Origin of the sequence: Pedobacter metabolipauper (assembly GCF_004362715.1) — a bacterium.
Taxonomy (GTDB): Bacteria; Bacteroidota; Bacteroidia; order Sphingobacteriales; family Sphingobacteriaceae; genus Pedobacter; species Pedobacter metabolipauper.
Map to the genome: position 1 here is coordinate 788,410 of NZ_SNYC01000003.1, position 26,932 is coordinate 815,341.

Annotated in this window: 22 protein-coding genes; 13 read left to right on the plus strand and 9 right to left on the minus strand. The window is 42.8% G+C overall.

Annotation, left to right across the window (positions count from 1 at the left end; all coding sequences use genetic code 11):
• Positions 1-7 precede the first annotated feature (7 nt).
• Complete coding sequence (locus ATK78_RS03390) at positions 8-325, plus strand: hypothetical protein (RefSeq protein ID WP_243732425.1); 318 nt, start codon at positions 8-10, stop codon at positions 323-325.
• Positions 326-344: 19 nt separating this feature from the next.
• On the opposite strand, the gene ATK78_RS03395 is transcribed toward ATK78_RS03390, so the two are convergent.
• Both ATK78_RS03395 and ATK78_RS03400 read right to left on the minus strand, forming a co-directional pair.
• A complete protein-coding gene (locus ATK78_RS03395) occupies positions 345-1,169 on the minus strand; it encodes a response regulator transcription factor (protein ID WP_133574643.1) in 825 nt (274 codons plus the stop codon).
• Entirely contained in the window at positions 1,154-4,327 is a 3,174-nt protein-coding gene (locus ATK78_RS03400; protein ID WP_166664810.1) for a ligand-binding sensor domain-containing protein, read from the minus strand. Before ATK78_RS03400 ends, ATK78_RS03395 begins: the two co-directional genes overlap by 16 nt.
• 161 nt (positions 4,328-4,488) lie before the next feature.
• Here ATK78_RS03400 and ATK78_RS03405 point away from each other — a divergent pair, with 161 nt between their 5' ends.
• The 3 genes from ATK78_RS03405 to ATK78_RS03415 are packed head-to-tail and all read left to right on the plus strand — an operon-like array spanning position 4,489 to position 10,281.
• Positions 4,489-7,647 (plus strand): SusC/RagA family TonB-linked outer membrane protein, encoded by a 3,159-nt coding sequence (locus ATK78_RS03405; RefSeq protein ID WP_133574645.1) that lies wholly within the window; start codon positions 4,489-4,491, stop codon positions 7,645-7,647.
• Positions 7,648-7,658: 11 nt separating this feature from the next.
• Entirely contained in the window at positions 7,659-9,557 is a 1,899-nt protein-coding gene (locus ATK78_RS03410) for a RagB/SusD family nutrient uptake outer membrane protein (RefSeq protein WP_133574646.1), read from the plus strand.
• Positions 9,558-9,576: 19 nt separating this feature from the next.
• Complete coding sequence (locus ATK78_RS03415; RefSeq protein ID WP_133574647.1) at positions 9,577-10,281, plus strand: DUF3823 domain-containing protein; 705 nt, start codon at positions 9,577-9,579, stop codon at positions 10,279-10,281.
• Between the two features lie 128 nt (positions 10,282-10,409).
• Here the strand turns inward: ATK78_RS03415 and ATK78_RS03420 are convergent, their stop codons facing one another.
• The 6 genes from ATK78_RS03420 to ATK78_RS03445 form a co-directional block, all read right to left on the minus strand.
• Positions 10,410-12,410, minus strand: coding sequence for an FAD-dependent oxidoreductase (locus ATK78_RS03420; protein ID WP_133574648.1), 2,001 nt, complete (start codon positions 12,408-12,410; stop codon positions 10,410-10,412).
• A 10-nt stretch (positions 12,411-12,420) separates the two neighbouring features.
• A complete protein-coding gene (locus ATK78_RS03425) occupies positions 12,421-14,103 on the minus strand; it encodes a RagB/SusD family nutrient uptake outer membrane protein (protein ID WP_133574649.1) in 1,683 nt (560 codons plus the stop codon).
• An 11-nt stretch (positions 14,104-14,114) separates the two neighbouring features.
• Positions 14,115-17,423 carry a TonB-dependent receptor gene (locus ATK78_RS03430; protein WP_133574650.1) on the minus strand — a complete coding sequence of 1,103 codons (3,309 nt, stop codon included), beginning with the start codon at positions 17,421-17,423 and terminating at the stop codon, positions 14,115-14,117.
• A 69-nt stretch (positions 17,424-17,492) separates the two neighbouring features.
• Positions 17,493-18,629: a FecR family protein gene (locus ATK78_RS03435; RefSeq protein ID WP_133574651.1), complete on the minus strand. Its 1,137-nt coding sequence runs from the start codon at positions 18,627-18,629 to the stop codon at positions 17,493-17,495.
• Positions 18,630-18,669: 40 nt separating this feature from the next.
• Positions 18,670-19,209, minus strand: coding sequence for an RNA polymerase sigma factor (locus tag ATK78_RS03440; protein ID WP_133574652.1), 540 nt, complete (start codon positions 19,207-19,209; stop codon positions 18,670-18,672).
• 112 nt (positions 19,210-19,321) lie between these two features.
• Positions 19,322-20,080 carry a DNA-formamidopyrimidine glycosylase family protein gene (locus ATK78_RS03445; protein WP_133574653.1) on the minus strand — a complete coding sequence of 253 codons (759 nt, stop codon included), beginning with the start codon at positions 20,078-20,080 and terminating at the stop codon, positions 19,322-19,324.
• A 144-nt stretch (positions 20,081-20,224) separates the two neighbouring features.
• On the opposite strand from ATK78_RS03445, the gene ATK78_RS03450 reads away from it, so the two are divergent.
• The 7 genes from ATK78_RS03450 to ATK78_RS03480 are packed head-to-tail and all read left to right on the plus strand — an operon-like array spanning position 20,225 to position 25,224.
• A complete protein-coding gene (locus ATK78_RS03450) occupies positions 20,225-21,130 on the plus strand; it encodes a MerR family transcriptional regulator (protein ID WP_133574654.1) in 906 nt (301 codons plus the stop codon).
• Positions 21,115-22,614: a phytoene desaturase family protein gene (locus ATK78_RS03455; protein ID WP_133574655.1), complete on the plus strand. Its 1,500-nt coding sequence runs from the start codon at positions 21,115-21,117 to the stop codon at positions 22,612-22,614. Before ATK78_RS03450 ends, ATK78_RS03455 begins: the two co-directional genes overlap by 16 nt.
• Positions 22,615-22,616: 2 nt before the next feature.
• Positions 22,617-23,453 (plus strand): phytoene/squalene synthase family protein, encoded by an 837-nt coding sequence (locus ATK78_RS03460; RefSeq protein ID WP_133574656.1) that lies wholly within the window; start codon positions 22,617-22,619, stop codon positions 23,451-23,453.
• Entirely contained in the window at positions 23,450-23,947 is a 498-nt protein-coding gene (locus ATK78_RS03465) for a hypothetical protein (protein ID WP_133574657.1), read from the plus strand. The genes ATK78_RS03460 and ATK78_RS03465 overlap by 4 nt, the downstream gene beginning before the upstream one ends.
• Complete coding sequence (gene idi / locus ATK78_RS03470) at positions 23,944-24,465, plus strand: isopentenyl-diphosphate Delta-isomerase (protein WP_133574658.1); 522 nt, start codon at positions 23,944-23,946, stop codon at positions 24,463-24,465. Before ATK78_RS03465 ends, idi begins: the two co-directional genes overlap by 4 nt.
• Before the next feature lie 4 nt (positions 24,466-24,469).
• Complete coding sequence (locus ATK78_RS03475; RefSeq protein WP_133574659.1) at positions 24,470-24,931, plus strand: sterol desaturase family protein; 462 nt, start codon at positions 24,470-24,472, stop codon at positions 24,929-24,931.
• A gap of 53 nt (positions 24,932-24,984) precedes the next feature.
• Entirely contained in the window at positions 24,985-25,224 is a 240-nt protein-coding gene (locus ATK78_RS03480; protein WP_133574660.1) for a hypothetical protein, read from the plus strand.
• Here the strand turns inward: ATK78_RS03480 and ATK78_RS03485 are convergent.
• Positions 25,221-25,658 (minus strand): response regulator, encoded by a 438-nt coding sequence (locus tag ATK78_RS03485; protein ID WP_133574661.1) that lies wholly within the window; start codon positions 25,656-25,658, stop codon positions 25,221-25,223. The genes ATK78_RS03480 and ATK78_RS03485 overlap by 4 nt on opposite strands.
• Before the next feature lie 95 nt (positions 25,659-25,753).
• Here ATK78_RS03485 and ATK78_RS03490 point away from each other — a divergent pair, with 95 nt between their 5' ends.
• Both ATK78_RS03490 and ATK78_RS03495 read left to right on the plus strand, forming a co-directional pair.
• The gene (locus tag ATK78_RS03490) at positions 25,754-26,551 is read left to right on the plus strand and encodes a HipA family kinase (RefSeq protein WP_133574662.1); all 798 of its coding nucleotides are present in this window, start codon (positions 25,754-25,756) and stop codon (positions 26,549-26,551) included.
• Positions 26,529-26,912 (plus strand): DUF3037 domain-containing protein, encoded by a 384-nt coding sequence (locus tag ATK78_RS03495; RefSeq protein ID WP_133574663.1) that lies wholly within the window; start codon positions 26,529-26,531, stop codon positions 26,910-26,912. Before ATK78_RS03490 ends, ATK78_RS03495 begins: the two co-directional genes overlap by 23 nt.
• Positions 26,913-26,932: the final 20 nt, after the last annotated feature.

The following is a 26,932-nucleotide window of genomic DNA, read 5'->3' on the forward strand; positions in this document are numbered from 1 at the left end:
AATATCAATGATGACCATTACTGTACTTGCAATCTTAGAACCCGATCCGATACCAGCACCTCCTTTAGCGAAAGTTATGAACGAGCGGCTAAAGCGTTTAGCAAATGAACTTGAACATGAGCTTTCCAGAAGCATGGACGAAATTGATTCTGAATGCGAAGACCTGGTAGTATACATCAGCTATAACAGCAAGTACACCATTAGATGGAAGATCGTTAATGATGTACCTCCAAAGATTGAAGCTGAAGTGGCCAGACAATGCGCTAACCTCGGTTATAACCTCTGGAAAGGAAGTACCATTTATAACTTCAATGCCCGTAATTAGACCACACAATTAAAACCCGTTAGCTTTTTCTTTTTTCAGGATGGATGCTGTTGATGTAATCACTGGGAGACATTCCGAACTGCTTTAAAAACTGCCTTCCGAATTGCGTCTGTGATGTGTAACCTACCTTCTCCGCAATTTCGTAAATTCTTAAGATCCCGTCATTCAATAGTTCCGCAGCTTTTTTTAGCCGGGTCAGATTGATCAGTTCATTCGGACTTAAGTTCGAGATCGATTTGATCTTCCGGTATAGGGTAGGGCGGCTCATATTCATATTGTCCGACAAGTGGCTCACGTCAAAATCAACATCTTCCATATGTACATTGATTACCTGCTGCAGTTTCTCCAGGAAGATCTCATCCGCTTTAGAATGGGCCATGCTTTTAATATGGATCAATGGAGAGCTTGAAAAGTAAGCTTTTAGCTTATCCCTGTTCTTGATTAATGAGGAAATTTGAACCTGTAAAAATTCAGGAGAAAATGGCTTTTCTACATAGACATCTGCGCCAAGCTCCAGACCTTCAATCTTAGACTCCAGGGTATTCTTTGCCGTAAGCAATACCACAGGGATATGGCTGGACTCAATCCCGGACTTAATTCTTTTGCAAAGTTCAAAACCATCCATTTTAGGCATCATCACATCGGTGACAACCACTTGCACTACATGTTCATCTAAAACTTCAAGCGCTTCTAAACCGTTCATAGCGGTCAGCACTGTAAATTTTTCACTTAAATCTTCGTACATAAAATCGAGGATATCTTCATTATCATCGACAATCAATATGACAGGTTTCAAAATTTCTTCAGTTTCAGACGGAGGGATCTGATTTAAATTTTTTTCCATTTGCCTTTGAGGTTAAATTCTATAAGCTGATGTATCGGCAGCATCAAAACAAATATGTTGAATCCGTCCTGATCGATTTCCAGTAAAAGTTGTCCTTTATGCAACTCTGCCAAAGCCCTGGATAAGGGTAAACCAATTCCTGTTCCCGGCCTGATCTCTGCTTCCTTTGCTCTGAAAAAAGGTTCAAAGATCTTATCGTGCAGTTCATAGGGAATAATTTTACCGTCATTCTTTACCTTAATCTTCAAAAAGTCGGCCTTATTTTCATCCCGCAATAATTCTACCACAGTATGGGATTCACCATATTTAAGTGCATTATCAATCAGGTTACTCATGATCTTATGGAAAGCTTCCAGGTCTACATAGGCATCCAGACGGTCTTCCTGAAGCTTTAGTTCAAGCAATATATCTTTCTGTTCTGCAAGGATCTGGAAGTCTTCGATCATATCCTTTATGGTTTCTGACAAATTAGCCTTCACAAAGTTTAATGAAAACCCACTGGTTTCTGTTTTCCTGAAATCGAGTAACTGGTTGGTGAGGTTTAAAAGACGATCCGTGTTCTTGTTCATGATCCTCAGATTCTTCTCCATATCCGGCAATTCAGAAACCCGTTTGATCACTTTTTCCATAGGCCCTTTAATCAGCGTTAAAGGCGTTCGGATCTCATGTGCCACATTCGTGAAGAATTCAATCTTGGCCTGGTAGATCTCCCGCTCTTTCTCATTTTCAAAGATCGCCATCCGCCGTGCGTTTTTTCGCTCAATCCATTTGTGGTATTCCCGTATCACAAAGAAGATCATGGCAGACAGGATCAGCGTATAAATGGTAAGGGCAGTCGTACTCGCCAGATAGGGCGGACGGATCTCCAGATCAAGTACGGTCTCTTTACTGTTCCAAATACCACTGCTATTGGATGCTTTTACCCGGAACCGGTATTTTCCGGCCGATAAATTCGTAAAGTAGACCTTTCTGTTTTGTTTTAGATAAATCCAGTCGTGGTCTATACCTTCCATCTTATAGGCGTATTCCGTCATGATGGGAGACGTATAACTCAATGCCGCAAAATCAATGCTGAATGAGGATTGGGTACTGCTTAGAACCACGCTTTGGGTAGTTAAGATCGATTGACTTAAGGGCGAGTCTTTTGCGTTGATCGCAGCTTCTTTTGTGTTCACCTGAAAACCTGTAATGTAGACCGGTGGTATGAAAGTATCTTTCACAAAGTTTGCCGGATTAAAACGGATCAATCCATTCACTGTACCAAAATACATCTGGCCATCCCCATCCTTATAGGAAGAATTATAATTGAACTGATCTCCTGTTAATCCGTCTGACTTTCTGAAGGTTTTGAATTCTTTGTTTACTGGGTTAAAACGAAATAGTCCTTTTGATGTACTGATCCAAAGATTCGATGCCTTATCCTCCTGGATTGAGTAGGTGACGTTACTGGGCAATCCATCGCTGATGGTATACCGGTCAAAATTATGTGTCGCTGGATTTAGCCTGCATAAACCAGATTCTGTGGTTATCCAAAGATTTTTACGGCTGTCCACCATAACCCGGTTTACCCGGTTATCGATCAGGCTCTTTTTATTTTTAGGATCATTGGTATAAAACCCTTTCCTTCCCGTAACCGGATGGTAATAATATAAGCCGTCGCGAATAGTGCCAAGCCAGATCATTCCAGTGCTATCCTGCATGATGCTGGTATAAAATATATAGTCTGGTACCTGGGCCACAGGATCAAAGTTGTCTTTACTTCTGTTGTAGGTATATAACCCTTTTGTAGTCGCGATCAGGATTTGACCGGACATTGTCTTATAAAACGAATAAATGAAATTACTTTTTAAGTCGTTCGCACCTGTACCTGCATTATAATGGCGGATTACTTTCTCTGTTTTAAGATCCATGACATCCAGACCATGTTCAAATGTACCAATCCACAATTCATTACCCACGGCCAGCAGTCCGTGGATATTGCTGTTGATGATGCTGGTCCTTAAACCATCCGGCTTAAAATTGCTGATATTTCCGGTTTTGACATTGAGCTTATTCAGGCCGGCATCTTCCGTTCCAATCCATAAGTTACCCCGGTTATCCGGGCAAATTTCCCGTACTGCATTTCCGCTGATCGAATTCTCAGCTTTTTTATAAAAGAACTTTTCGAATAGGGCATAGGGTTTTGCGTAATAACTGATGCCTCCAAAATAGGTTGTTGCCCAAATACCACCTTCTCTATCCTTTAAAAATGAATAGATCGCATTATCGGAAAGGGAGTAGGGATCATTGACCTGTTTCTTTAAGTTGATTATTTTTCCGGGAATATTATTTACGATAAAGATGCCGCTTTCTGTAGCGATCCAGACCTCTGATTCAGACACGCGTACAAAATCACGTGCATAAATTTCCGTTTGATCTATATTATAGATCAGCACATCTTCATAAGTATGTGTAAGGGTATTAAAGCGCTTTACACCCTGGTTGGAAGTTCCGATCAGGATCTGTCCCTTACCGGCATAAAAGATCTTCTCAATCCAGTTGGATGGAGCAGGCCGGGAATGGTTAAACAGATAGTAACTTTTAAAATCATCTTTAACCGCATCATAACTGCAGATAAACCCATCTGCAGTTGAAAACCATAAGGTACCCTGATCATCCTCGCAAATGGATGTGGCCTCGAAAAACCGGGCTTTTGGATAGGCTTTAATCGTTTTATGGACAACATCATACTTATAAATACCTAAACCAGCAATGTACCAGAGGTTATGGTGTTTATCCATATGCATGGTCTTAACATCCTCTTTCAGACTTCCTTTAACGTGGCTAAAGGTTTCTGTGGAAGGATGGTAAGTGTACAGTCCCCGTTCAGTGCCAATCCGGAGTACCCCATCCTTATCCTCATAGATACAAAGAATGAAACTGCCCCCAAGGCTGTTTGGATCATCGGGATCATGACGGTAAATCTTAAAGGTATATCCATCAAAGCGGTTTAAGCCATCTTTGGTACCAAACCACATAAATCCTTTTTTGTCCTGCAAACTCGAAAGCACAGCATTGTTAGACAGGCCATCTTCTACCTGGTATCTTCTGAAATAGAAGGGCTGGGCCTGGAGTAGTTCTACAGAAAATAGCAGGAGAATAAATAGAATTCTTTTCAAGTTTTTATTTGGCTTGTTCAAATATATAGGAAACAATAGTTCGTACTACCATATGAGATTAATTTATATTTAATAGAGACATATTGAAGAAATTATGATACAAATGCTCGTCCTGTCCAGTTCTTAATTTTTCATATTTGGGCATACCAAAATATAACCGTATGAAAAGAAGTTTATCCACTCACAGGGGTTCATTCCGCTGTCTTTCAATTCTATTTAATTTCCTGGTATTGCTTATTTCTTTTAACGCTATGGCACAGACACCACGCACCGTTACCGGAACGGTAACTGACGACATGGGTGTTCCCATGTCTGGTGTTAGTGTTAAGGTTAAAAATTCGCAAACCGCTACCAGCACTGATGTTGGCGGGAAATTCAGCATTGCCGTACCCGATGGAACGGCCATCCTGCAATTTATTTATGTGGGTTTCCAGTTACAGGAAATCACGGTTGGCGATAAAGCCACATTTAATGTAAAGCTCCTCCCTTCTAATCAGGACCTGGAAGAGGTGTTGGTTACAGGTTATGGTACTCAGAAAAAAGAGGCCGTTACCGGTTCCATTGCTTCTATCAGCGCCAAAGATATTGCCAAAGTTCATGGTGGTGCTACGGTTAGTACCGGATTGGCGGGTAAGATTGCCGGGGTTTCCTTCCGGCAGGCCGACGGCAGACCCGGAGCTGGGGCCAATATCCAGATCCGTAATATGGGCGGTGCATTATATGTAATTGACGGGATCCAGCAGGATGAAGGTCAGTTCAATAACCTGTCGCCAAATGATATCGAAACCATCACCGTTCTGAAAGACGGTTCTGCTGCAATCTATGGCAGCCGCTCTGCAAACGGGGTAATCATTGTAACCACCAAAAGAGGGGCACAGAACAGTAAGAATACCATCAGGGTAGATGCCTATACCGGTTGGCAGAACTGGACCCGCTTTCCTGAAACTACAAATGCCTATCAGTGGATGCTTGGAAAGGCAATTGCCGATGTCAACGAGTTTGGAAGTACAACAATTACCCAGTCTGAACTGGATAAATGGCAGCAGGGTACTGAATATGGCTATCAAAGCCAGAACTGGCGCGATCTGATCGTTGAGAAAAATGCTCCTCAATATTCCATCAATATGAGCGCTTCCGGAGGTACAGACAAGATCAACTATTATTTGTCCGGAACCCGGATAGATCAAAAAGGTGTATATGGAACTTCTAGAGAGTTTGAATTTAACCGGACCAACATCCAGAGTAACGTAGATGCAAAGATCACCGACCGTTTAAAGGTGGGTGTTCAGATCAACGGCCGTTTAGAAGTAAGGGACCAACCGGGCGTTCCCGGCGGTGACGATTACGGAGCAGCAAAATTTGCATTGTTCCGCAACAGGCCTACTGAACTGGCCTACGCAAACAACAACCCCCTGTACCCAAATAATATCGGTCACAACACCGAACAGTTTGCAGTTCAGTCAAAAGAAATCTCCGGCTATTGGCGGTCAGACTGGCGGGTATTGCAGACCAATTTTACCGGCCAGTACGATACACCCTTAAAGGGACTGTCATTAAAAGGACTGTATTCGTATTACCTCGCTGATAACGTAACCAACGGACACGAATATACCTATAGTGTATATACCTATTTACCTGCAACCGACACCTATCGTGAAGATGTAGGAAGTTCTAACCCGTATCGCGAACGCGGTTTGACCAAGCAATTTAATATTGCTTCACAGATCCAGGCCAATTACTCCAGGTTATTTGGTAAACACGCGGTAGACGGGATCTTCCTGGCAGAGCGGATTGAGCGCAGGCGGTTATATACCTTCCAGCATGCTGTTCCGCAAACCAACGTGATACCTGTGCTAAAATTCCCGACACTGGATGAACAGGATTATCAGGATGCCATTGATGAAGAAGCCAGACTTGGCTATGTATTGAAGCTGAACTACAATTTCGCCAATAAATATTATGTAGAATTTTCAGGCAGAAGAGATGCTTCATGGAAGTTTGCACCCAGCAAACGGATCGGTTATTTTCCATCCGGATCTGTCGGATGGCGCGTTACGGAAGAGGACTTCGTAAAGAACCTGCTTGGCGACAAGAGCATTCTGAATGAATTTAAGCTAAGGGCCTCTTATGGAATCTTAGGTGATGATAACGTAGGGATCGGGCCGTTTGATTACCTGACCGGTTACCGGTTTACCAATAATTCGGTTATCCTGGGTGGAAACAACGTAACTCCGCTCCGTGACCGCGGACAGCCGATTGACAACATCACCTGGTTTGAGAGTAAGATCTTTGATGTTGGAGCGGATTTTGGCTTCTTCGGTTCTAAATTAACAGGTACCGTAGATTATTTCTACAGAAAACGTACCGGGTTAAAAGGAACACGGGCAGATGTGGTAGTTCCGCGCGAGCTTGGATATGATCTTGCACAGGAAAATTTAAATAGCGATGCCCAGTATGGTGGGGAAATTGCATTGAACTACGCCAATAACATTGGTGAGTTAAACTACCGTGTTGGTGGTAACTTCATGCTTTCGAGGGGCAAGAACCTGAATTCTTACCTGCCGAGGTTTAACAACTCCTGGGACCAGTACCGGAATTCCGGTGAACAACGCTTTAAGGACATCTTCTGGGGTTACGAGGTAACCGGACAGTTTGAAAGTCAGGAGCAGATCAATAATTACCCAATTAATATTGACGGCAGGGGAAACTCAACTGTCCTTCCCGGTGATTTAATCTATAAAGATGTAAACGGTGATGGGGTAATTGATGGTTTTGACGAACGTCCGATTGGTTTCAATACTGGCGGACAGCCGAATATGGTGTTTGGTTTCACTCTGGGCTTCTCCTGGAAAGGACTCGACCTGAGTGCTGATTTTTCTGGTGGCGGCATGTACACCTGGAACCAAAACTGGGAACAGCGCTGGGCATTCCAAAATGGTGGCGCACTATTACAGGACTTCTTTGATGACAGCTGGTCACGCGCCAACCCATTTGATGTAAACAGCGCCTGGCAGCCGGGAAGATACCCTGCCATGCGGTATAATAACAACTCATTGAGCAGTTACAACAAAAATTCTACGTTTTGGGCACACAACCTAAGATACCTGCGTGCACGTACCATTGAACTTGGATACGCACTTCCTACCAAATGGATGCAGAAAGCCAATGTACAAAGTGTACGGATCTTTGCCAACGGTTACAACCTGTTCTCTATCGATAACGTTAGAAAATACGGTATCGATCCGGAGATCCAGGATGATAACGGGTTGCAGTATCCACAAAATAAGGTTATTAATTTCGGAATTCAGGTATCACTTTAAATCGTAAAGACATGAAAAAATATATAATAGCGACGGGAATCCTTGCGATGCTGACCTTGGGACAAGCCTGCAAAAAGGATTCAGACTTCCTGGAAAAGCAACCTACTGACAATTTAAGTGTAGCTTCTGTATGGAAAGACAAAAATCTGGTACTAACCCTGGTTGGTGATTTATACGATCGATATCCCGATTATCAGAATATAGAAGCCTGGTGGGATTTCACCAACTTTGATGAAGCATTCGCCTCTGCTGGTGGTGATTATTTCAGACATCAAAATACAGAATACAACTACGATTCCTGGAATTACTGGGATTATGGCTTTATGCGTGAAATTAACCTGTTCATTAAAAGAGGTGGTGAATCCACAAATCTGCTGGCTAAGGAAGATACCGATCGTTTCCTGGCAGAAGCACGCTTTGTAAGGGCAGGGGTATACTTTGAACTGGTGAAACGCATGGGTGGTGTTCCTTTACTTTTGGAACCGCTTACTTATGATTATAGTGGTGATCCAACTCCTTTACGTGTTGCACGCTCCAAAGAATCAGAGATGTATGATTTCATCATTAAAGAAATGGAAGAGATCAAAGTCCTTCTTCCTGATAACAACGCAGATCCTTCCAGGGCATCTAAAGGTGCTGCGCTGGCGTTAGAATCCAGGGCGGCGTTATATGCGGGCTCGATTGCCAAATATGGTGCAGCAACTCCAGAAGTATCGTTACCTGGTGGAGAAGTTGGAATTCCAGCTTCCATGGCAAACGGTTATTACCAGATTGCATTGCGGGCTGCTGAAGAGATCATCACCGGCGGTAAATATTCGCTCTACAAAAAGAACACGAACCTTCAGGAAAACTTTGCTGCACTATTTATCGACAAGGCTAATCCGGAAGTGATCTTTGTGAAGGACTATAAATTAAAGACCAAAAAGGCGCATGGTTTTACGATTGACAATCAACCAAGATCCATTGCAGAAGAGGCACAGGGCGGACGTTTAAATCCATCGTTAAACTTGGTTCAGTCGTTTGAAATGCTTGACAATTCATTTGCGCCGTTAGCCAGCGTTTCCGGAAGCAATCCAATTTACTATACCAACCTTACCGACATCTTTGCCGGCAGGGATGCCCGCCTTGGTGGTACCGTGATCTTGCCCGGAACTCAGTTTAAAGGTAAGAACATCGATATCTGGGCTGGTTATCAGCTGGCTTCAGGTGCTATTGTTACCGGTACCAACTTTGCTGAAATAAAGACCAATGTACTTCCTGGAAATACCGGTGCCGTACAGGTTGTTGGCGGAGATGGTCCGCTGGACGGGGTTGAATTCAGTGCCCAATCCGGATTTTATGTACGTAAATTCCTGGATCCGGCTGCGGGGTCTGGCCAGATCGGCACCCGCAGTGAGGTTCGCTGGATCCGTTACCGCTTTGCTGAAGTATATCTGAATGCTGCTGAAGCTGCTTTTGAGCTAAACAATACGGCTAAAGCTGCCGGTTACCTGAAAGAGGTGAGGGACCGCGCTGGTTTAACCACCGCCCTAACTGCCGGACAGATCACGTTTGACCGCATCGTTCACGAACGCCGTGTTGAGCTTGCCTTTGAAGGACACCAGCTTTGGGATATGAAAAGATGGAGACTGGCCCATAAAGTATGGAACGGTACCGCAAATACAGCGGCAGATTTTACCACGGCAACCAACATCGGTAGTTCTGAAAAGGTAAATACCATGGTATTCGGATTATGGCCGTATAAATATTATGCACCGGGCGACCCTAATGATGGAAAATATTTGTTTAAGGTAGTTAAACCTTCCCGTGTTACTGCAGCTCACCGCTTCCGGATGGGCAACTATTATTCGCAGTTTAACCAGGATATATTAAACGGAAATCCATTAATCATTAGAAATCCAAACCAATAGTTTTTATAAAATATTAGATATGAGAAAGATATTTCTAAATATAGCACTTGCCTCCATTGTATTTTTGGGTTCATGTAAGAAGGATAATTTCGATGCGCCGGAATCTGACTTTTCAGGGCGATTGCTTTATCAGGGGCAGCAAATCCACGTTCGCCATGCAGGTTTTGGCGCCGAACTGTGGCAAAAGGGATTCGGTAAGTTTGGCGTGATCAATGTAAACTTCAACCAGGAAGGGATGTTTTCATCCAAACTGTTTGACGGCAATTATAAATTTACGGTCAGCAATTCGCAGGTTCCTTTCTTGTGGCCAAAAAATGCAGCGGGCAGGCCAGATTCCCTCGATGTTAACCTGAGTGGCGACAAAGTAATGGATCTTGAGGTCAGACCTTACTTCATGCTGCGCAGTCCGGTCATTACCTATAGTGCCGGTGCTGTTAACGCAACCTGTTCAGTAGAAAAGATCATTACTGATGCTAATGGCAGAGACTTGGAGCGTGTAACACTTTACGTGAACAACACGCAATTTGTGGACGACCAAAGCACAAACAATAAAGCGAAACAGGATCTCAGTGGCGCGGCAATCAGTAATCCGGCCAATTTAACGATGAGTGTAGCAATGCCTACGTTTTCACCGGTTCAGAATTATGCGTTTGCAAGGATCGGCATAAAAATAAGCGGAATAGAGAATATGGTGTTTAGCCCGGTTGTTAAACTGACCTTCTAAAGCATCAGATGGTCTAAAAAATTAGCCGTCATTACTTTTGGTAATGACGGCTTTTTTATGTGATTAAAATTGTATTTTAAAGAGTTTTCCCGGCTTAAACCAGTACATAGCTGGTAAAGGATGCCAACCTACGACTTTGGAACAAACAATACCGCGTCTGCAATCACAACACCATTAGATCCGCGGTTAGAGATCTCCACGTAGTTTCTCTTTCCGGCATCCAGCTGATAAGTCCCAACGCGTACCCATTCTCCTGAAGTCTGTCCAACCACACTGATATCTGCATCTTTAATGATTAGTGCATGTACTTGTTTTCCATCATAGACGGTGACCTGTGTAATTGTTGATCTGTTCTTTACTTTTGGATAATACATATACACTTCATATTTCCCTTTCTTTGAGAGCTCCGGTGTATATTTCACCGATTTCTCTATAGCAGGGGATGGTTCTTCAGTGAGTAAATAATCTGCTCCATAACCTCCGTAATTGTGACTTGTCCAATCTCCCTTTTTCTCTGCATGTATTCCATTGTTATCCGCGAGGATCTCCGGAGCGCTTCCATCTGCCAGCGGGTTACTTTTTAAAAAAGCCTGAAGCTTTTTTACATCTATTTTCTGAACGCTGGTATGGTTATCAATGGCCTGTACTGCTGCTATGGCTGCCGACTGACCCAATACCATAAAAACAGGCTCCATGCGAATAGATCCATATGCAATGTGCGTTGCTGAAAGACAAACCGGTACGATTAAATTTGAAGCTTCATTTTCTTTGGGGATGATGGCCCGGTAAGAGATCGGGTAGGGACCAAAACCACCTTCCTCTACATTGCCTTCGTTTTTTACCATCCCATTTACCACGAGGCGGTCGCAGTTGTGGGAATCCATCGTATAGGCGGCCATGCCTACGCCATCTGTAACGGTTTCTTTGCCCTGACAGTGGTGCTGCGTCATGACAAGCTCTCCAATCATTCTCCTGGCTTCTCTGACATAAAGCTGGTGCGACCAGTTTCCGTTGTTCACATACTCATCCTTTGGATATCCCCATTGCTTAATTTCTTCACGAACAGATAGTGGCACCCGGGGGTCATTGCCAACAAAATAGAGTAATCCTTTAGTATAATCGATATGGGCTTTCCAGATCTCTGCACGTTTTCCGTAATCTGCATCGGGATAGTCCCAGTTCATTCCAACCATATCGGTAGAAAATCCATTCCTGTTGTTAATATCAGTCTTTCCGTTTGGCATTTGGCTCCAGATAAATCCATCCTGCAGCGATTTCCAGGGTCTTTTTTCCATCTGCCGGATCAGCAGTTCATATCTTTCCGGCTGATAATTATCTGGTTTGGTAATTGCAATCCGGTTTGACGGATTGTTGCTGAGGCAGATCCGGAAATTATAAGCCTGTACCTTTTTATCACCGGCTCCGCTTTCTGCAAGGGTTCCGGCATTTATGCCCCACAGCAGACCACTTGATGCATCTGCAGGAATACGGTAGGGGTCTATGCCATCCGGGAGCTGGTGGCCATTTTTCAGCTGACTTCCATTAAAGGTCTCCTGATATAAGCTGTTGGCTTCACGGCCAACTGTGTATGATACGCCAGACATGGCCATCAAATCTCCCTCGTAAGAACAATCAATATAAACCCGGGCACGTACCGTTTGAGGTTTAGCATTCAACACGTTTTCCAGCTGGATCTCCTTAATGGTATTTCCATCCTTTTTAACGCTGGTCAGCCTGTTTTCATACCATACGGTGACTGCAGACTTTTTGATATATTCCTGAAAAAGATTTTCCGCTACATGCGGCTCAAAGATCCACTGTTCAAATTTGCCATAGTGCTGACCAATCCGGCGGTAAAAATCCAGTGCCAGACCACTAATGGCATATTTATTACCAATATCCGTCAGGCCCAGACCACCGGAACTCATTCCGCCAAGGTTTTTACCGGGTTCGACCAACAGCACTTTTTTACCAAGTTTTGCTGCTGTGTATGCGGTAATTACCCCGGCAGAAGTACCTCCATATACGCAGATATCATATGAGGTATTTTTTTCCTGCCGGGCGTTTACGTGTTCATATCCAAATGTGGTTAGAAGCACGCAGCATAAAATGTATTTGGCTATTTTCATAGTTAGGGAATTAATAGAAAGGATTCTGGACCAGGTTGGTATTGGTTAGGGTTTCAATATTCGGGATAGGCCACAAATAATCACGGTTCTTATTAAAGGTTCGCACTTCAATAACCCGCATGTCTGCACGGTTGGGTACAGCAGAATAGTCTGCCAATCCATTTTCATCAATTTGCGGTGCAGCAGCAACCAATCCGCGCTGAACCCTTCCATAGAAATTACCGGTCATTGCTTTCTCTGCTATTTTCCATCTCCGAAGGTCGGCAAGCCTGAATCCTTCATTGGCCAGCTCATACATCCGTTCTTTACGAACCAGGCTCCTGAATTCGTCCTGCAGCTTTCCGGTTGTAATTTGCGGCATATTCACACTTGGCCGCGTTCTAACGAGGTTGATGGCCGCATAAGCCGATTCATCCAGCTGATTTAATTCTGCTTTGGCTTCTGCATAGATCAGCAGGATCTCTGCGTACCGGATCTGGATCACGTTAAGCTCAGAATTTGCCCGGTCTAACCGGTCCTGCAGATCAACATATTTTTTCCAGCAATAACCGGTAAACGTAGCAAATGCGTTGAGTGCATCCTGGTTATCAACACGTGTTGCCGGCGTGGTGTTATAATTCCAGCATTTGAGGCTGTCCCTGTGGGTCTCGAACTGGTAGTTGTAAAATACAGATCCCGGCACCGCAATGGTAAACCCTAATCTTGGATCCCTGTTCTTATATGGATCCTGCGGGTCAAAAAGAGGTGATTCGTCAATATTTAGTCCGTCGGTACATGGAAATACATCTACTAAGGATTGCGACGGAACCTTATTGGTAAAACCCAGCCCATTTCTGGACAGGAAGTTATTGGGCGTATTGTGAACCTTGGTGTTTGCGGCTTTTAAAAATTGAAATGCAAAGATGATCTCCGGAGAATTTTGTCCGGCGTAAGAAAACAATGCACCGAAATTGGTATGCAGGCTATAAACCTTCGAATCGATCACCAATTTTGCAGCTTCAGCAGCATCAGCCCACCTGCCATTGTTTAATGCGGCCCTTGCCTTAATAGAAAGCGCAGCTCCGCGTGTTGCCCGTCCAACATCAGCACCGGTATAATTTAACGGCAGATCTGGTGCAGCTTCGGTCATCTCTTTTAAAATAAAATCTACAATTTCTATTTTAGGTGTTTTTGGAAGCTTTGCATCTTCAAGCTTTAACACATTGGTAATCAGAGGAACATCTCCGAAATAGTCAATCATATATTGATATACGTAAGCCCTTACAAATCTAGCTTCTGCCTTAGAACGGTTAAAGATGGCCGCAGTACTGTTGCTTCTTACCTTTTCAATGTTGTCCAGAATAAAGTTACATTTTCCGATTACGCGGAAACCTTCCGTCCAGATCGTTAACGCATAGCCGTTATTGCTGTCGTGATTTCCTTTTCCAAGCGCCTGAAGTGAACTGTTGTTGCGGTCCCAGCCCATATCTGTAGCATCATCAATGCTCAGGTTTGTAGGCATATTGTCTAGCGGGAGATAATTGAGATACTTGTACAATCCGTTGACTGACAAGACCAGCTCGTCTTGATTGGCAAAGTAAGTTTCATCAGAAGGACCGTTTAACGGGCTTTTATCGAGGTATCCTTTCTGACATGCAGGCATAGATACCACAAAAAGGACGGCAATGATATAGGTGTATAAATGAGTTTTCATATGTTGATTATTTAAAAGGTAATGTCTAAACCGAAACTATACAGTTTAACCTGTGGGTAGATGTTTCCGGAACCAACAGGTGCTTCCACATCATATCCTTTCCAGAATTGATCAAACGATAATACATTTGAACCGTTTCCAAAGACCCGCAGCCGACCGATCCCTAATTTTTTGGATAGGCCTGATGGCAGTTCATAACCCACCTGGATATTTTTGATCCGTACATAGGAGGCATCTTTTAGCCAGAAGCTGGAAGCCTGCTCGTTATTCGATTCACCAAAGGCCAATCGTGGAAATGCAGCATTCGGATTGTCGGGTGTCCACCGGTCTTTGTTTTCTTCACGGATGGTTCCGCCAATGGCACCGCCAACATTAAAGGGAAGAATGCCCGGGCCTGAGAGGTATCCATTGGCCTTGCCAACACCCTGGATCAGTACTGAAAGGTCAAATCCCTTATATCCTGCCCCTAAATTTGCGGCGAACGTATATCTTGGAATGGTTGTTCCAATGATGATTTTATCACTTTCGTTAATCAGACCATCACTGTTCTGATCCTTGTATTTAATGTCGCCTGCCTTAACCGTACCAAACTGTGTGGCATGTGCCGCAACATCTGCATCTGACGTGAAGAAGCCCTGTGCCTCATAACCGAATAGTGACTGGATCGGATATCCTTCCCGGTTTACCAATAATCCGCTTTGATTGATCCCGCGTGTATCCACAACTTTATTTTTTACATCGGATATATTGAGGTTTACATTGTAATTAAAGTCACTGATCTTTCCGCGGTAGCCAACACCAAGTTCCCAGCCAATATTATCCACTGTACCTGCATTTTGAAATGGTTTATTTAAACCGATGATCAAAGGCACGTCAAGCTGAAGCAGGATGTCTGTGGTATGTCTTTTATAATAATCGGCTGTTACCGTGAAGTTGTTGAACAGGGTAAGATCCAAACCAATGTTCCGTTCTTCCGTAGTTTCCCAGGAAATATCTTTATTGGCCAATGTATTCAATGCCGCAGTATTTACGATCTGCTTGCCAAGGGTATAGGACTCCAGAACGATAGCCGTTATAGAAGGGTAGGTACCTATGTTTTGATTGCCCAGTCTACCCCAGGATACCCGGATCTTGGCTTCATTGATAAAGCTTTTTAATCCACTCATAAATCCTTCTTCACTGATGCGCCATCCTGCAGATGCAGACGGAAAGACCCCGTATTTGTTGCCTTCAGAAAAACGGGAAGATCCATCATAACGCACATTGGCCTCAAACAGGTACCTGCCGTTGAAATCGTAATTTAAACGACCGAACAGGGATTGCAATGCCCATTCTTCACCGCTTCCGGTGGCTTGCTGGTTTAATGCTGACCCGGCATTAAGCACCGGATAATCCGGCAGGATATAGGTATCACGGAATGCATTGATCCATTCCTGGTAATAATCTTCACGGGATGCGCCTGCCAGCAGCTTAAAGTTGTGGTTTTTAACCGCTTTGCTGGCGGTTAGCGTGGCCCGCATGTTGTTAAAAAAAGACTGGCTCTGGTATTGACTTAACGAAGTTAGCGCAGGGGTCAGATAACTTGCATTTCCATTTGGTAAGTACGATTGAATGGCCTTTCTAAAGTTCTTTCCCGATGACAATGCATATTTAGGAGAATAGGCAGCTTCGGCAACCAGCCAGTTGAATGGTTTATAGTTTACGGTAGCGTTGATGCTCCCAAAAGGGGCACGGGTACGGTTTGTACCCCCATCAATACTTGCTGAGATCGGATTGGAACCATTCCATCCAACACCCCATTTTCCATTCTCATTGATCCCGATCTGGTTGGCCGGTATTCCATTCATCCATTGAAAGATCTCTGTGGAGCCGGCTGCAGGATCTGTAGTAATGGCATTGACATATTGCAGATCAACGCGAGCACTCAGCTTATCTGAAAACGTGATATCTGCGTTGTTTCGGATGGTATATCTTTTAAATCCTGAATTTTGAATGATCCCTTTCTGATCGAACAGTCCAAAGGAACCGAGCATCTTTACTTTCTGGGTACCACCCTGAATGGTTACAAAATGACTTTGCTGTAACCCGGAACCTGTTAGGGTTTCTTTTTGCCAGTCTGTATTTGGATAAAGATCTGAACTGACTCCATTCTGATCGCGGTAATTTTGGATTAATGTTTCTGAATAAAGCGCGGATCTGCCAGTATTGGTATACGCTTCATTAATGAGCAACATATAATCCAACCCATTTACCAGGTCTGGCATATTTGTAGCTTCCTGCCAGCCGATATAATTGTTATAACTGATGCTTACCAGATCCATTTTAGCTCTCTTGGTTGTAATTAAGATCACGCCATTGGCTGCCCTGGATCCATAGATAGAAGACGACGCCGCATCTTTAAGTATAGAGATCGATTCGATCAGGTTGGGATCGATGTTGTTCATGGAACCCTCGATGCCGTCTATCATCACCAACGGCTCTGCACTGCTTGTCGTGAGGCTGCCAATACCGCGGATGCGGATGTTACCGGCATCACCACCAGGCCGGCCGGATGCCTGCTTTACGGTAACACCAGGTGCCATACCCTGCAAAGCCGCAGACGTTTGCCCCATTGGTCGGGTAGCGAGATCCTTACCGGATACTGTTGAAACCGCTCCGGTTAACGTTACTTTCTTTTGGGTTCCATAACCCACCACCACCACTTCGGTTAAACTTTGGTCCAGTTCCGTTAGCCGCACATTGATGGTAGTTTGATTGCCTACTGCAACAACTTTTGTGGTAAAGCCAACATAGGTAAACTGCAGGTTATCACCGGAGCCTGCTTCAATGGAATAATTTCCATTTGGATCAGTTACTGTTCCTGAACCGCTGCCCATAATCTTTACGCCAACTCCCGGAATCGGATTTCCCAATGAATCTGTTACCTTTCCTTTGATGATTTGCAGTTTTTGTGAGCTGCTTTCTGATTTTAAGGGCGTACGGTCATCCTTTCCCTGCTGTTTCTGCAGCACAATGTATTTTTCACGGATCAGCCATTCTATACTTTTACCCTGCAGGGCAAGCCTCATCACTTCATCAAGCTCGGCCTGGTTAAAGTTTACGGCAATTTTTTCTGAATCATTCAACAGGCTGTTGCTGTAAAAGACGGTTAAGCCAGTCTGCTTTTTAATAGATTTGAACAGGTTAGCCAGTGTGATGCTGGTGTTCTTAATGCTGATCTTGTTGATTCCCTGGTTCGAGGCCCTGGCCGGAACAATGAAATAAAGGATAAGGATAGCTGGCAATAACTGCCGGCTAAGTCGGGTAAGTTTTCTAAGCATACATTTATTATATAAGGTTTGCTCTAAGACGCCTTATGGTTTAAAATGGGTGAAGGCCTGCAAAAAATATTACCTGAACGTCAGCACTCCGTCTTTAAGTTCTCCTTTTATACCAGAAGAAAGCTGAAGATTTGACAGCAGGAGATCCAGGGTCTGTTTCTTATCAATTTCCCCGGTAAAGGTCTGACTGGCAAGAGATGAAGACTGGTAAGATACTTTTACATCGTACCACCTGGTCAGTACTTCGGCGATATCAGACAGCGGCTGATTGTGAAACTGATAGGTTCCGTTTATCCAGGAAAGTACTTCTGAAGGATCAAACGGCCTGATCTGAACGGCTTCCTGCAAGATATAAACTTCTTCTCCGGGATTTAGCGGAATAAACCGGTTCCCTTTTTTAGCAGAAACTGATCCGCTGATCAATGAAGTGGTAAATTTACCGGTACTGTAAGCATTCATATTGAACTTTGTTCCATATACATGAACGTCTGCATGGGTTGTATGGACAATAAATTCCTGCTTTTTATTTTTTGTGACTTCAAAATAAGCTTCACCGTCCAGGTATACCTCACGTGTTCCTTTTCCAAAAGTAAAGGGGAAACGTAAAGTGGTTGCAGCATTGATCCAAACGACCGTGCCGTCTGATAATTTGATCTTATAATCTTTCGTGGGCGGAACTACTAAGGTTGCCCACTGGTCATTTTCAGCATCGTTTGCCGTGTAACTCAGTTCATTCTTACCTGCATTGATCTGGGTTTGGCCGACCTGTATAGTTTGTGCTGTAGCCAGATCAATGGTCTTTCCACCTGTAGTTTTAAGGTAAACCTGCTTTAATCCAAACCTGGGGTTTATTTTCGTGAGTTGCTGTGGATCGGGGTTACTTCGTATAAAAAGCCAGGCAAGGGGCAGGGCAAGGATCAGTATTGCTGCTGCTGCAACCTTCATCCCGTTTTTATTTTTGACATGGGTATCCCTGGAGTGTACAATTTTTGGCTGTGCATGATCCCAGGCCTGATCTGCGTCCAGATTCGCCATAAAAGCCTTTCCCTGTTCGCTATTCATTTTTGAGGTTAGTGATTCCCAAAATTCACGCACTTCCGCATGCTGCATAATGGCTTGTTCAGCAACAACATTGTCCTGTTCACTAATTGTTCCGGCAATCTTTTCAAATAAAAGTCCGTGTATGTATTCCTTGTGATCTACCATGCGTGTACCTTAGACTCCTTTATAACCAAAACAGGTGAACTCATGGCTTATATTTATTTAATTTCTGCTGCAGGGTCTTTACTGCGAGCTTTAAATGTGTTTTAATGGAATTTACAGAAATGCCCATTTCTTCTGCAGCTTCCTTATATCTTTTTTCTTCGAGATAGACCAGCTTAAAGGCTTTTTGACGCTGAACAGGCAGTTCATTAAAGATCAAACTTAAGCCTGCTTCATAATCCTCACGCGCGTTATGATCCTGAATATCATCTGTTTCTATATTTAATTTATAATTCTCTAATTTTTTTTCGGTTCTTTTCTTTTGTTCCAGGTAGATCAAACAGCGGTTATGCAGGGCCCGAAGCAGGTAGGCTTTTATGGAAGTATTGATAAAGAGGTAGTTTTGTTTTTGCCAGATGGAAACGAAGAGATTCTGAACAAGGTCTTCCGCATCCATTTCATCTTCAATCATGAAGTATGCTTTAACAGAAAGAAGTTTGTAATATTTTTTAAACAGCAGCGCATAAGCGGAGATATTTCCACCTTTCAGTTCATCCAGTAATATTTGGTCATCCTTCTCCATTAATCTTTTAATGAGACGGTTAAATATATAGTTAAAAGTTAATAAAGCAAAATGACATACTAATTTTGTTGGTGCTTTCGTCACTAAAGATCATTAGTTCAGATATGTTGGTTTAGAATATTGTAGTATTCGATTCCATTTTATATAATTTCTGGCATTGCTTACATACGAAACTGATCCGTTTGTTCTTTCCGGTCTCTATTTTTTCTATGGGATGTTTAAGCGGGCATTGTTCTTTATTATAGGCTTCCCAGTGTTTGCTTAACGTATTTTCTCTTTTCCATTTAAAGAAATCAAAACCGTAGTTTCTGGCTTCGGCAATAATTGCTTTTTTAATGGGAGCGGGGATCGAACCTACTGTACTTAAAGGATGGACCCGGGTACGGTACAGTACTTCATTTTTTATGATGTTTCCTGATCCTGAAAAGATCTTTTGATCAAGCAGTACATCACAGATTAAAGCAGAATCCTGCTGTTTCAATTTTTTCAAAATCTCCTTTGGATCCCATTGATCAGACAGGATATCAACCGACCAATCATATACCTGGTCAAGATCGCCTTCAATTAAGCTAACCAAACAGGTATAGAAATTCAATTCGGCATTTTTAAAGCCCAGTCTGATCTTTACATCCCCATCTTTACGTTCATTGATCCGGTAGGTGCCGAACATCATCAGGTGAATTTTGATCGTCAGCTGGTCGAAACAGATCAGCAAATGTTTGCCCCAGGTCCGGATTGCATTGACTTTTTTACCGATTATCCTGTCCATATCAATGTCTGCAGTTCCTTCTGCTACAATAACTTCTAAACCTTCCAGCTGAAGCGTTTCAATAAGCTTTCTTAAAATTAATAACGATGGTCCTTCAGGCATATACTTGGTAGATTTAATTTTATTTAACCAATTAAAAATAAAAAGGTTTTATCTGCTTAGCAATCCGGAAATATTCTTTGAATTGCTATTATCTGCAATATTTACTATGTTTGTCTAGATAAATCTAATTTTATTTAGACAACAATGCGGTATTCCATTTCTGATTTAGAGCAACTTTCTGGCGTTCAGACGCATACGATCCGAATTTGGGAACGCCGGTATAATGCACTTGTACCGATGCGTTCTGCCGGGAATACCCGTTTTTATGACGATCAGCAATTGAGAAAATTGCTGAACATTGTTAGTCTAAGCCAGTCGGGTTTAAAAATATCCCAGGTTTGTGCCCTTTCTGACCAGCAGATTAATGATTTGCTAAACAAGGAAATGGATTATACGATCTCAGGTGATCCGCATTTTGAATTTTATATTTCGCAGCTGCTCAGCTATGGTCTGGCCTATAACGAGTTTAAGTTTGACGCGCTCATTAACAAATGTGTGCTGGACCATGGAATGACTGAAACCTATAAGAATGTTATTTATCCGTTATTGGTTAGACTTGGATTGATGTGGCGAAAGGATAACATCTGCCCCGCACAAGAGCATTTTTTATCGAATATTATCCGGCAGAAGCTCTATTCGGCAATTAATGAATTACCAGTTGGAGGCAGTTCCGCTTCTTCCTGGCTATTGTTCCTTCCGGAGGACGAAGACCATGATATTGGCTTGCTCTTTGCCAATTATATACTGCGGCTTTCTGGTCAGCGGGTGATCTACCTGGGCGGAAAAACGCCGTTTGATTCTGTTAAAGATGCGATGCAGCACAATCAAATAGATCACTTAATGTTGTTTATGACCCGGTTAAGACCTGTAAATGATGCGAGTGCCTATCTTGACGATCTGAGTGATTTTTTTGCCGATAAGAAGATCCATCTCGCCGGAAACACCAAACTGATCCATGAACTTCATCTAAACCAGAACATGGATTGGTTTAAGTCTTTATATGAATTTGAAGAAACCATTAAAAACATCCTCGAATGCCAGATCAACTAAACGACCTTACCCCTAAAATTGCCATCATTGGCTCTGGCTTTGCCGGCATCAGTGCAGCGGCGTACCTGGCTAAAAAGGGGTACCAGGTTGATGTTTATGAAAAGAACGCAGAAGTTGGGGGCCGGGCAAGACAGGTAACTACAGAGAACGGGTATGTATTTGATATGGGCCCGAGCTGGTACTGGATGCCGGGTGTATTTGAAAAGTTCTTTGCCGACTTTGGCTATACGGCTGCTGATTTTTATGAGTTGGAATTATTGGATCCGGGTTTTTCTGTTGTATTTGCTGAAGATGATGCGCTGGACATTCCGGCTGATTTTGAAGCCCTGTGCTCAGTGTTCGAATCACTCGAACCCGGAAGTGCCATTAAACTAAAACAATTTCTGGAAGAGGCTGAATTTAAGTATAAGGTAGGAATGGAAAAGCTGGTGTATAAGCCAGGCCTTTCCATTTTAGAATTTGCAGATCTGGACTTGATCAAAGGGATCTTTAAACTGCAGGTCTTTACTTCTTTTAGCGATCATGTTAAAAAGTTCTTTAGCCATCCAAAGCTCATTGCCTTAATGGAATTCCCGGTATTGTTTCTTGGGGCAATGCCTGAAGATACACCGGCATTATACAGTCTGATGAATTATGCAGGCTTAAAACTCGGTACCTGGTATCCTAAAGGTGGTTTCGGGACGGTGATCCAGGCTATGCGGACGGTAGCCGAGCGGGAAGGTGCAGTATTTCATTTCAATGAAACAGTTACTAATTTAAAAGTAGAGCACAAAAAGGCTACTATTTTAAGTACCAATACGATAAGTAAAAAGTATGAAGGTATTATTGCAGCTGCAGATTACCACCATGTGGAGGAAAAGATCCTTGGATCTGAATACCGGAACTATGATGAAAAATATTGGGACCAGCGCATCCTTGCACCATCATCACTGATCTTTTACCTGGGTGTTACGCATCGCGTGCCGCGCATTGAACACCACAACCTATTCTTTGATGAAGACCTTAAGCAGCATGCTTACGAAATTTATAAGGATCCCAAATGGCCATCCAAGCCGTTGTTCTATGTGTGTTGTCCATCAAAGACAGATCCATCTGTTGCACCTGAAGGCCATGAGAACCTGTTTATCCTCATGCCGCTGGCTACCAATGTGGAAGATACCGATGCCTTACGGGAGGATTATTTTAATCTCATCATGGACAGGCTTGAAAAGTATACTGGCGATCCCATCCGGCAACACCTGGATTACAAGAGAAGTTACTGTATTACCGACTTTATTTCTGATTACAACTCGTATAAGGGCAACGCGTACGGTTTAGCAAATACATTGATGCAAACGGCTAATTTAAAGCCATCTTTAAAAAACAATAAGATTGAAAACCTTTTTTATGCCGGGCAGCTAACCGTTCCCGGTCCTGGTGTTCCGCCTTCTATCATTTCGGGTAATGTTGCTGCCCAACAGTTGATCAAATACCTTAATACCTAACTATGAAATCGTTATTCGATAAATTATCTGCAGATTGCAGCAGGATTACCACCAAGCGTTACAGCACCAGCTTTTCACTTGGCATTTATTTCCTGAGTAAGAAATTTCATAATCCAATTTATGCCATTTATGGCTTTGTACGCCTGGCAGATGAAATTGTAGATAGCTTCCATGACTATGACAAAAGCTTTTTACTGAAAAAGTTTCGTCAGGACTGCTTTGAGGCCATTGCCCAAGGGATCAGTTTAAACCCGGTACTGAATTCTTTTCAGCAGGTGGTTAATGAATACGGCATTGAAAAAGACTTAATTGACCTGTTTTTAAAAAGCATGGAAATGGATTTGGAGCCACATGATTATGATCATGATAAATATGAACAGTACATTTTAGGTTCTGCCCAGGTGGTTGGCCTGATGTGCCTGCATGTGTTTACTGAAGGCGACAGGGAAGAATACGAACGGTTAAAATTTGCAGCAATGAAGCTAGGCTCTGCGTTTCAAAAGGTAAACTTTTTGAGGGATGTAAATGCCGATTACCACAACCTGAACCGGAACTACTTTCCTAATGTGAACCTTTCCAGGTTTGACAATGCAGAAAAGAAACTGATTGAAAACGATATTGAAGAAGAATTTAAAGCCGCATTAATTGGAATAAAGATGCTTCCTGCGTCATCCGGACATGGTGTATACTTAGCCTATATCTATTATAAGAAATTATTTAATAAGATAAAAAGTGCCTCAGCTGAACGTGTAATGTCTGAAAGGATCAGAATCTCCAATCCCCATAAGTTCGGACTGATGTGTGATTCAATCATCCGCTATAAAATTAATGTGTTATGAGGATTTATGCGGTATTGCTGTTTCTTTTTATTTTTGCCCCTTCAGCTGAGCTTGAGCTCTCTGAACTAAGAGACTTGTTCTACCGTTCGGCTACAGACAAGGATTCTGCAGAGCAGTTTAGTAGGTTACTTTCACCGGTACATACTAAATCATCCCCGCTGTTAGTTTGTTATAAAGGGGTTGCTGAAATGATGGAGGCAAAATATGGATATAACCCGTTCAGTAAGTTTAGCCGGTTTAAGAAAGGCAGATCATATATTGAACATGCCATTAAACAAGATCCTGAAAATCCGGAAATGCGTTTTCTGCGCTTTTCCATTCAGACAAATCTACCATCCATTCTTGGCTATAACGACGATATTGATAAAGATAAACTGTTTTTACTGAGTAAGGTAAATGAGTTAACTGATGTAAACCTAAAACAAAACGTGATCGGTTATTTAACCGGATCTAAATACTGTACTGCTGAAGAATTGAAAAAGATTAATAAATGATGGAAAGCGTAATCCTTGTTGACCAGGAAGATAATGCAATTGGAACGATGCAGAAGATGGAAGCCCACTTACAGGGTGAACTTCACCGTGCATTCTCTGTTTTTATATTTAATACGAGTGGTGAACTGTTGCTGCAGCAGCGGGCATGGAACAAATATCATTCCGCAGGAATGTGGACAAACACCTGCTGCAGTCACCCGAGAGCAGGTGAAGAGAACATGGATGCGGCAAACCGGCGCTTAGCCGAGGAGATGGGAATGACCTGTACCTTAAATTATGTCTTTAACTTTACCTATAAGGCGGAATTGAAGGACGGCATTTCGGAACATGAATTTGACCATGTATTTTTTGGCATTACCGATGTGCTTCCGGTTCCAAATCCGGATGAAGTTGCCGGTTTTAAGTATTGTGATATGAAATCATTAGCTATTGAAATAGAAACTCATCCTGAAAAGTACTCTGAATGGCTAAAAATTTGTTTTGATAAGGTTATGGAAAGTTATACTAAACTATTTTAATGGTATGGGGATTCTTATAAATATTTTGATTGTATTGGCTACGTTCATTGGTATGGAAGCTGTGGCCTGGTTAACACATAAATATCTGATGCATGGTTTGTTGTGGGTGCTGCATAAAGACCATCACAACAAGGAATCTGAGGGTTTCCTGGAAAAGAATGATTCTTTTTTCCTGATCTTCGCCATTCCCGGCATCTTATGCCTTGCCGCAGGAACCTATTACCACAACGAGGTTGCGCTGATGATCGGGATTGGGGTTACCATTTATGGTGCTGCCTATTTCTTTGTTCACGATATCTTTATCCATCAGCGTTTTAAGATCTTTAGAAATGCAGACCATTGGTATTTTAAAGCCATCCGCCGTGCGCATAAAATGCATCATAAACACCTTAATAAAGAAGAAGGGGAATGCTTTGGAATGTTGTGGGTACCTTTTAAATACTTTTTGGAAACCAGGGGCAAGTAAAACCTTTATGCCGGTTGGCTGTTTATCATTTGAGTTTAACCTATCACTTAATTATGAAAGAGTCACCAAATACTAAATTTACGATCCGTGTTCAGGCTGAAGGCTTAACGAAGGAAGATATTGCGGTTCATTATGCAGATACTTCTGACGGTACCCCTTACTATGTGTGCAAAATTGATGGTCATGAGGTACAACTTCGTAAGGACGACGAAAAGTGGGAGCAGATCTGGGGTGAATTAAACCAGGAACAGGTAGATGCGTTGGGTGCGGAGATCAATAAGCATTTGGTTTAAGACCTGCTTTTCTCAAGATGTTTTCCGTCAAATAACCGGGATGGATCTGCGATACAGTCGTTTACTTCTTTTACCAATTCTTTGAGTTCAAATGGCTTTGCCACAAATGCATTGCAGCCATAACTGCCCAGAGACAGCAGCACTTGTGAATAGGCTGACAGAATGATTACCGGAATGTGGCTGGTTTGACTGTTACGCTTAACCTGTGCACAAAGCTCGCCTCCGTTAATACCAGGCAGTAAATAATCAACCAGGATCAGGTCTGCATTAAAATCTTCCAAAACACGCAAAATATCATCTGTTTCCTGCAGGCATCGTACCTGAAAGCCTTCATGTACAAATATTTCTTCAAGTAGTTCTAAAAGGTCTGTATCGTTTTCAATGATGAGGATATTCCTGGATCTTGCTTCTGTTATTTGGGACGCGGCTGTCATTATATCGTGTAATAGGATGTATTATAACAAACGTATGATCCTATGGTTTTATTTTTATATACATTTTTTATCTAAGTTTGGACAAATTATTAAGCATGAAATATAGCCCTCCTCAATTCAGGACTGTGAATGTGACCCGTTATGTAACCCCGTTGCGTGAAGGCGGATCGATGCCGGCTATTGCGGAAGCCGACGATGAATTTCTGTATGTCCTCAAATTTCGCGGTGCCGGCCAGGGTTTAAAAGCGCTGATTGCCGAAATTATAGGAGGGGAGATTGCCAGGGCACTGGGTTTTAAGGTTCCGGAGATTGTTTTTGCAAACCTGGATGAAGCTTTTGGACGTACCGAGCCTGATGAAGAGATCCAGGATCTGCTGAAAGCCAGCATTGGCCTCAACCTGGCCCTGCATTATCTTTCTGGCGCAATAACATTCGATCCGAATGTAACGGTAGTAGATGCAAAGCTGGCTTCTCAAATTGTTTGGCTGGACGCTTTACTGACCAATATGGACCGTACTGCACGAAATACCAACATGCTGATCTGGCACAAAGAATTATGGCTGATCGATCATGGTGCATCTTTATACTTTCATCATGCCATGCAGAACTGGGAAGAACAAGCCCTTCGTCCGTTTACGCTGATCAAAGATCATGTACTGCTGCCTTTGGCATCAGAGCTGGAAGCTGCAGACCAGGAGTTCAAATCTATACTGACCGATGAACTGATCTTATCTATTGTGGACCTGATTCCTGAAAGCTGGCTTACAGACGAGTCCGGTGAACGCACAGTTGACCAAAGACGGGAGGTTTATGCCGGGTTTTTAACCTCAAGAATTGCCAATTCAGAAATTTTTGTAAAAGAAGCACAAAATGCAAGAGCAGCAATTATTTGAGTATGCCGTGATCCGCATCGTTCCCCAGGTGGAACGGGAAGAATTCATCAATGTGGGTGTGGTACTGTATTGTAAAAAAAGCGGGTTTTTAAAAGCTGTTTTTGAACTGGATGAAAACAGGCTGTCTGCATTTAGTGCTGCACTTGATTTAGCCGTGATCCGGCAGAACCTGGCGGCGTTCGAGCAAATTTGTTTGGGAGGCAAAAAAAGTGGTCCGATTGGGATACTCGATACCGCATCCCGCTTTCGCTGGTTAACCGCAACCCGCAGTACGGTACTTCAAACGTCGAAAGTACACCCTGGATTTTGTTTTGACCCTGAAAAAACTTTGTTCAGACTACATAAAGAATTGGTTCTTTAATCTTAACTTTATCTAAAGGA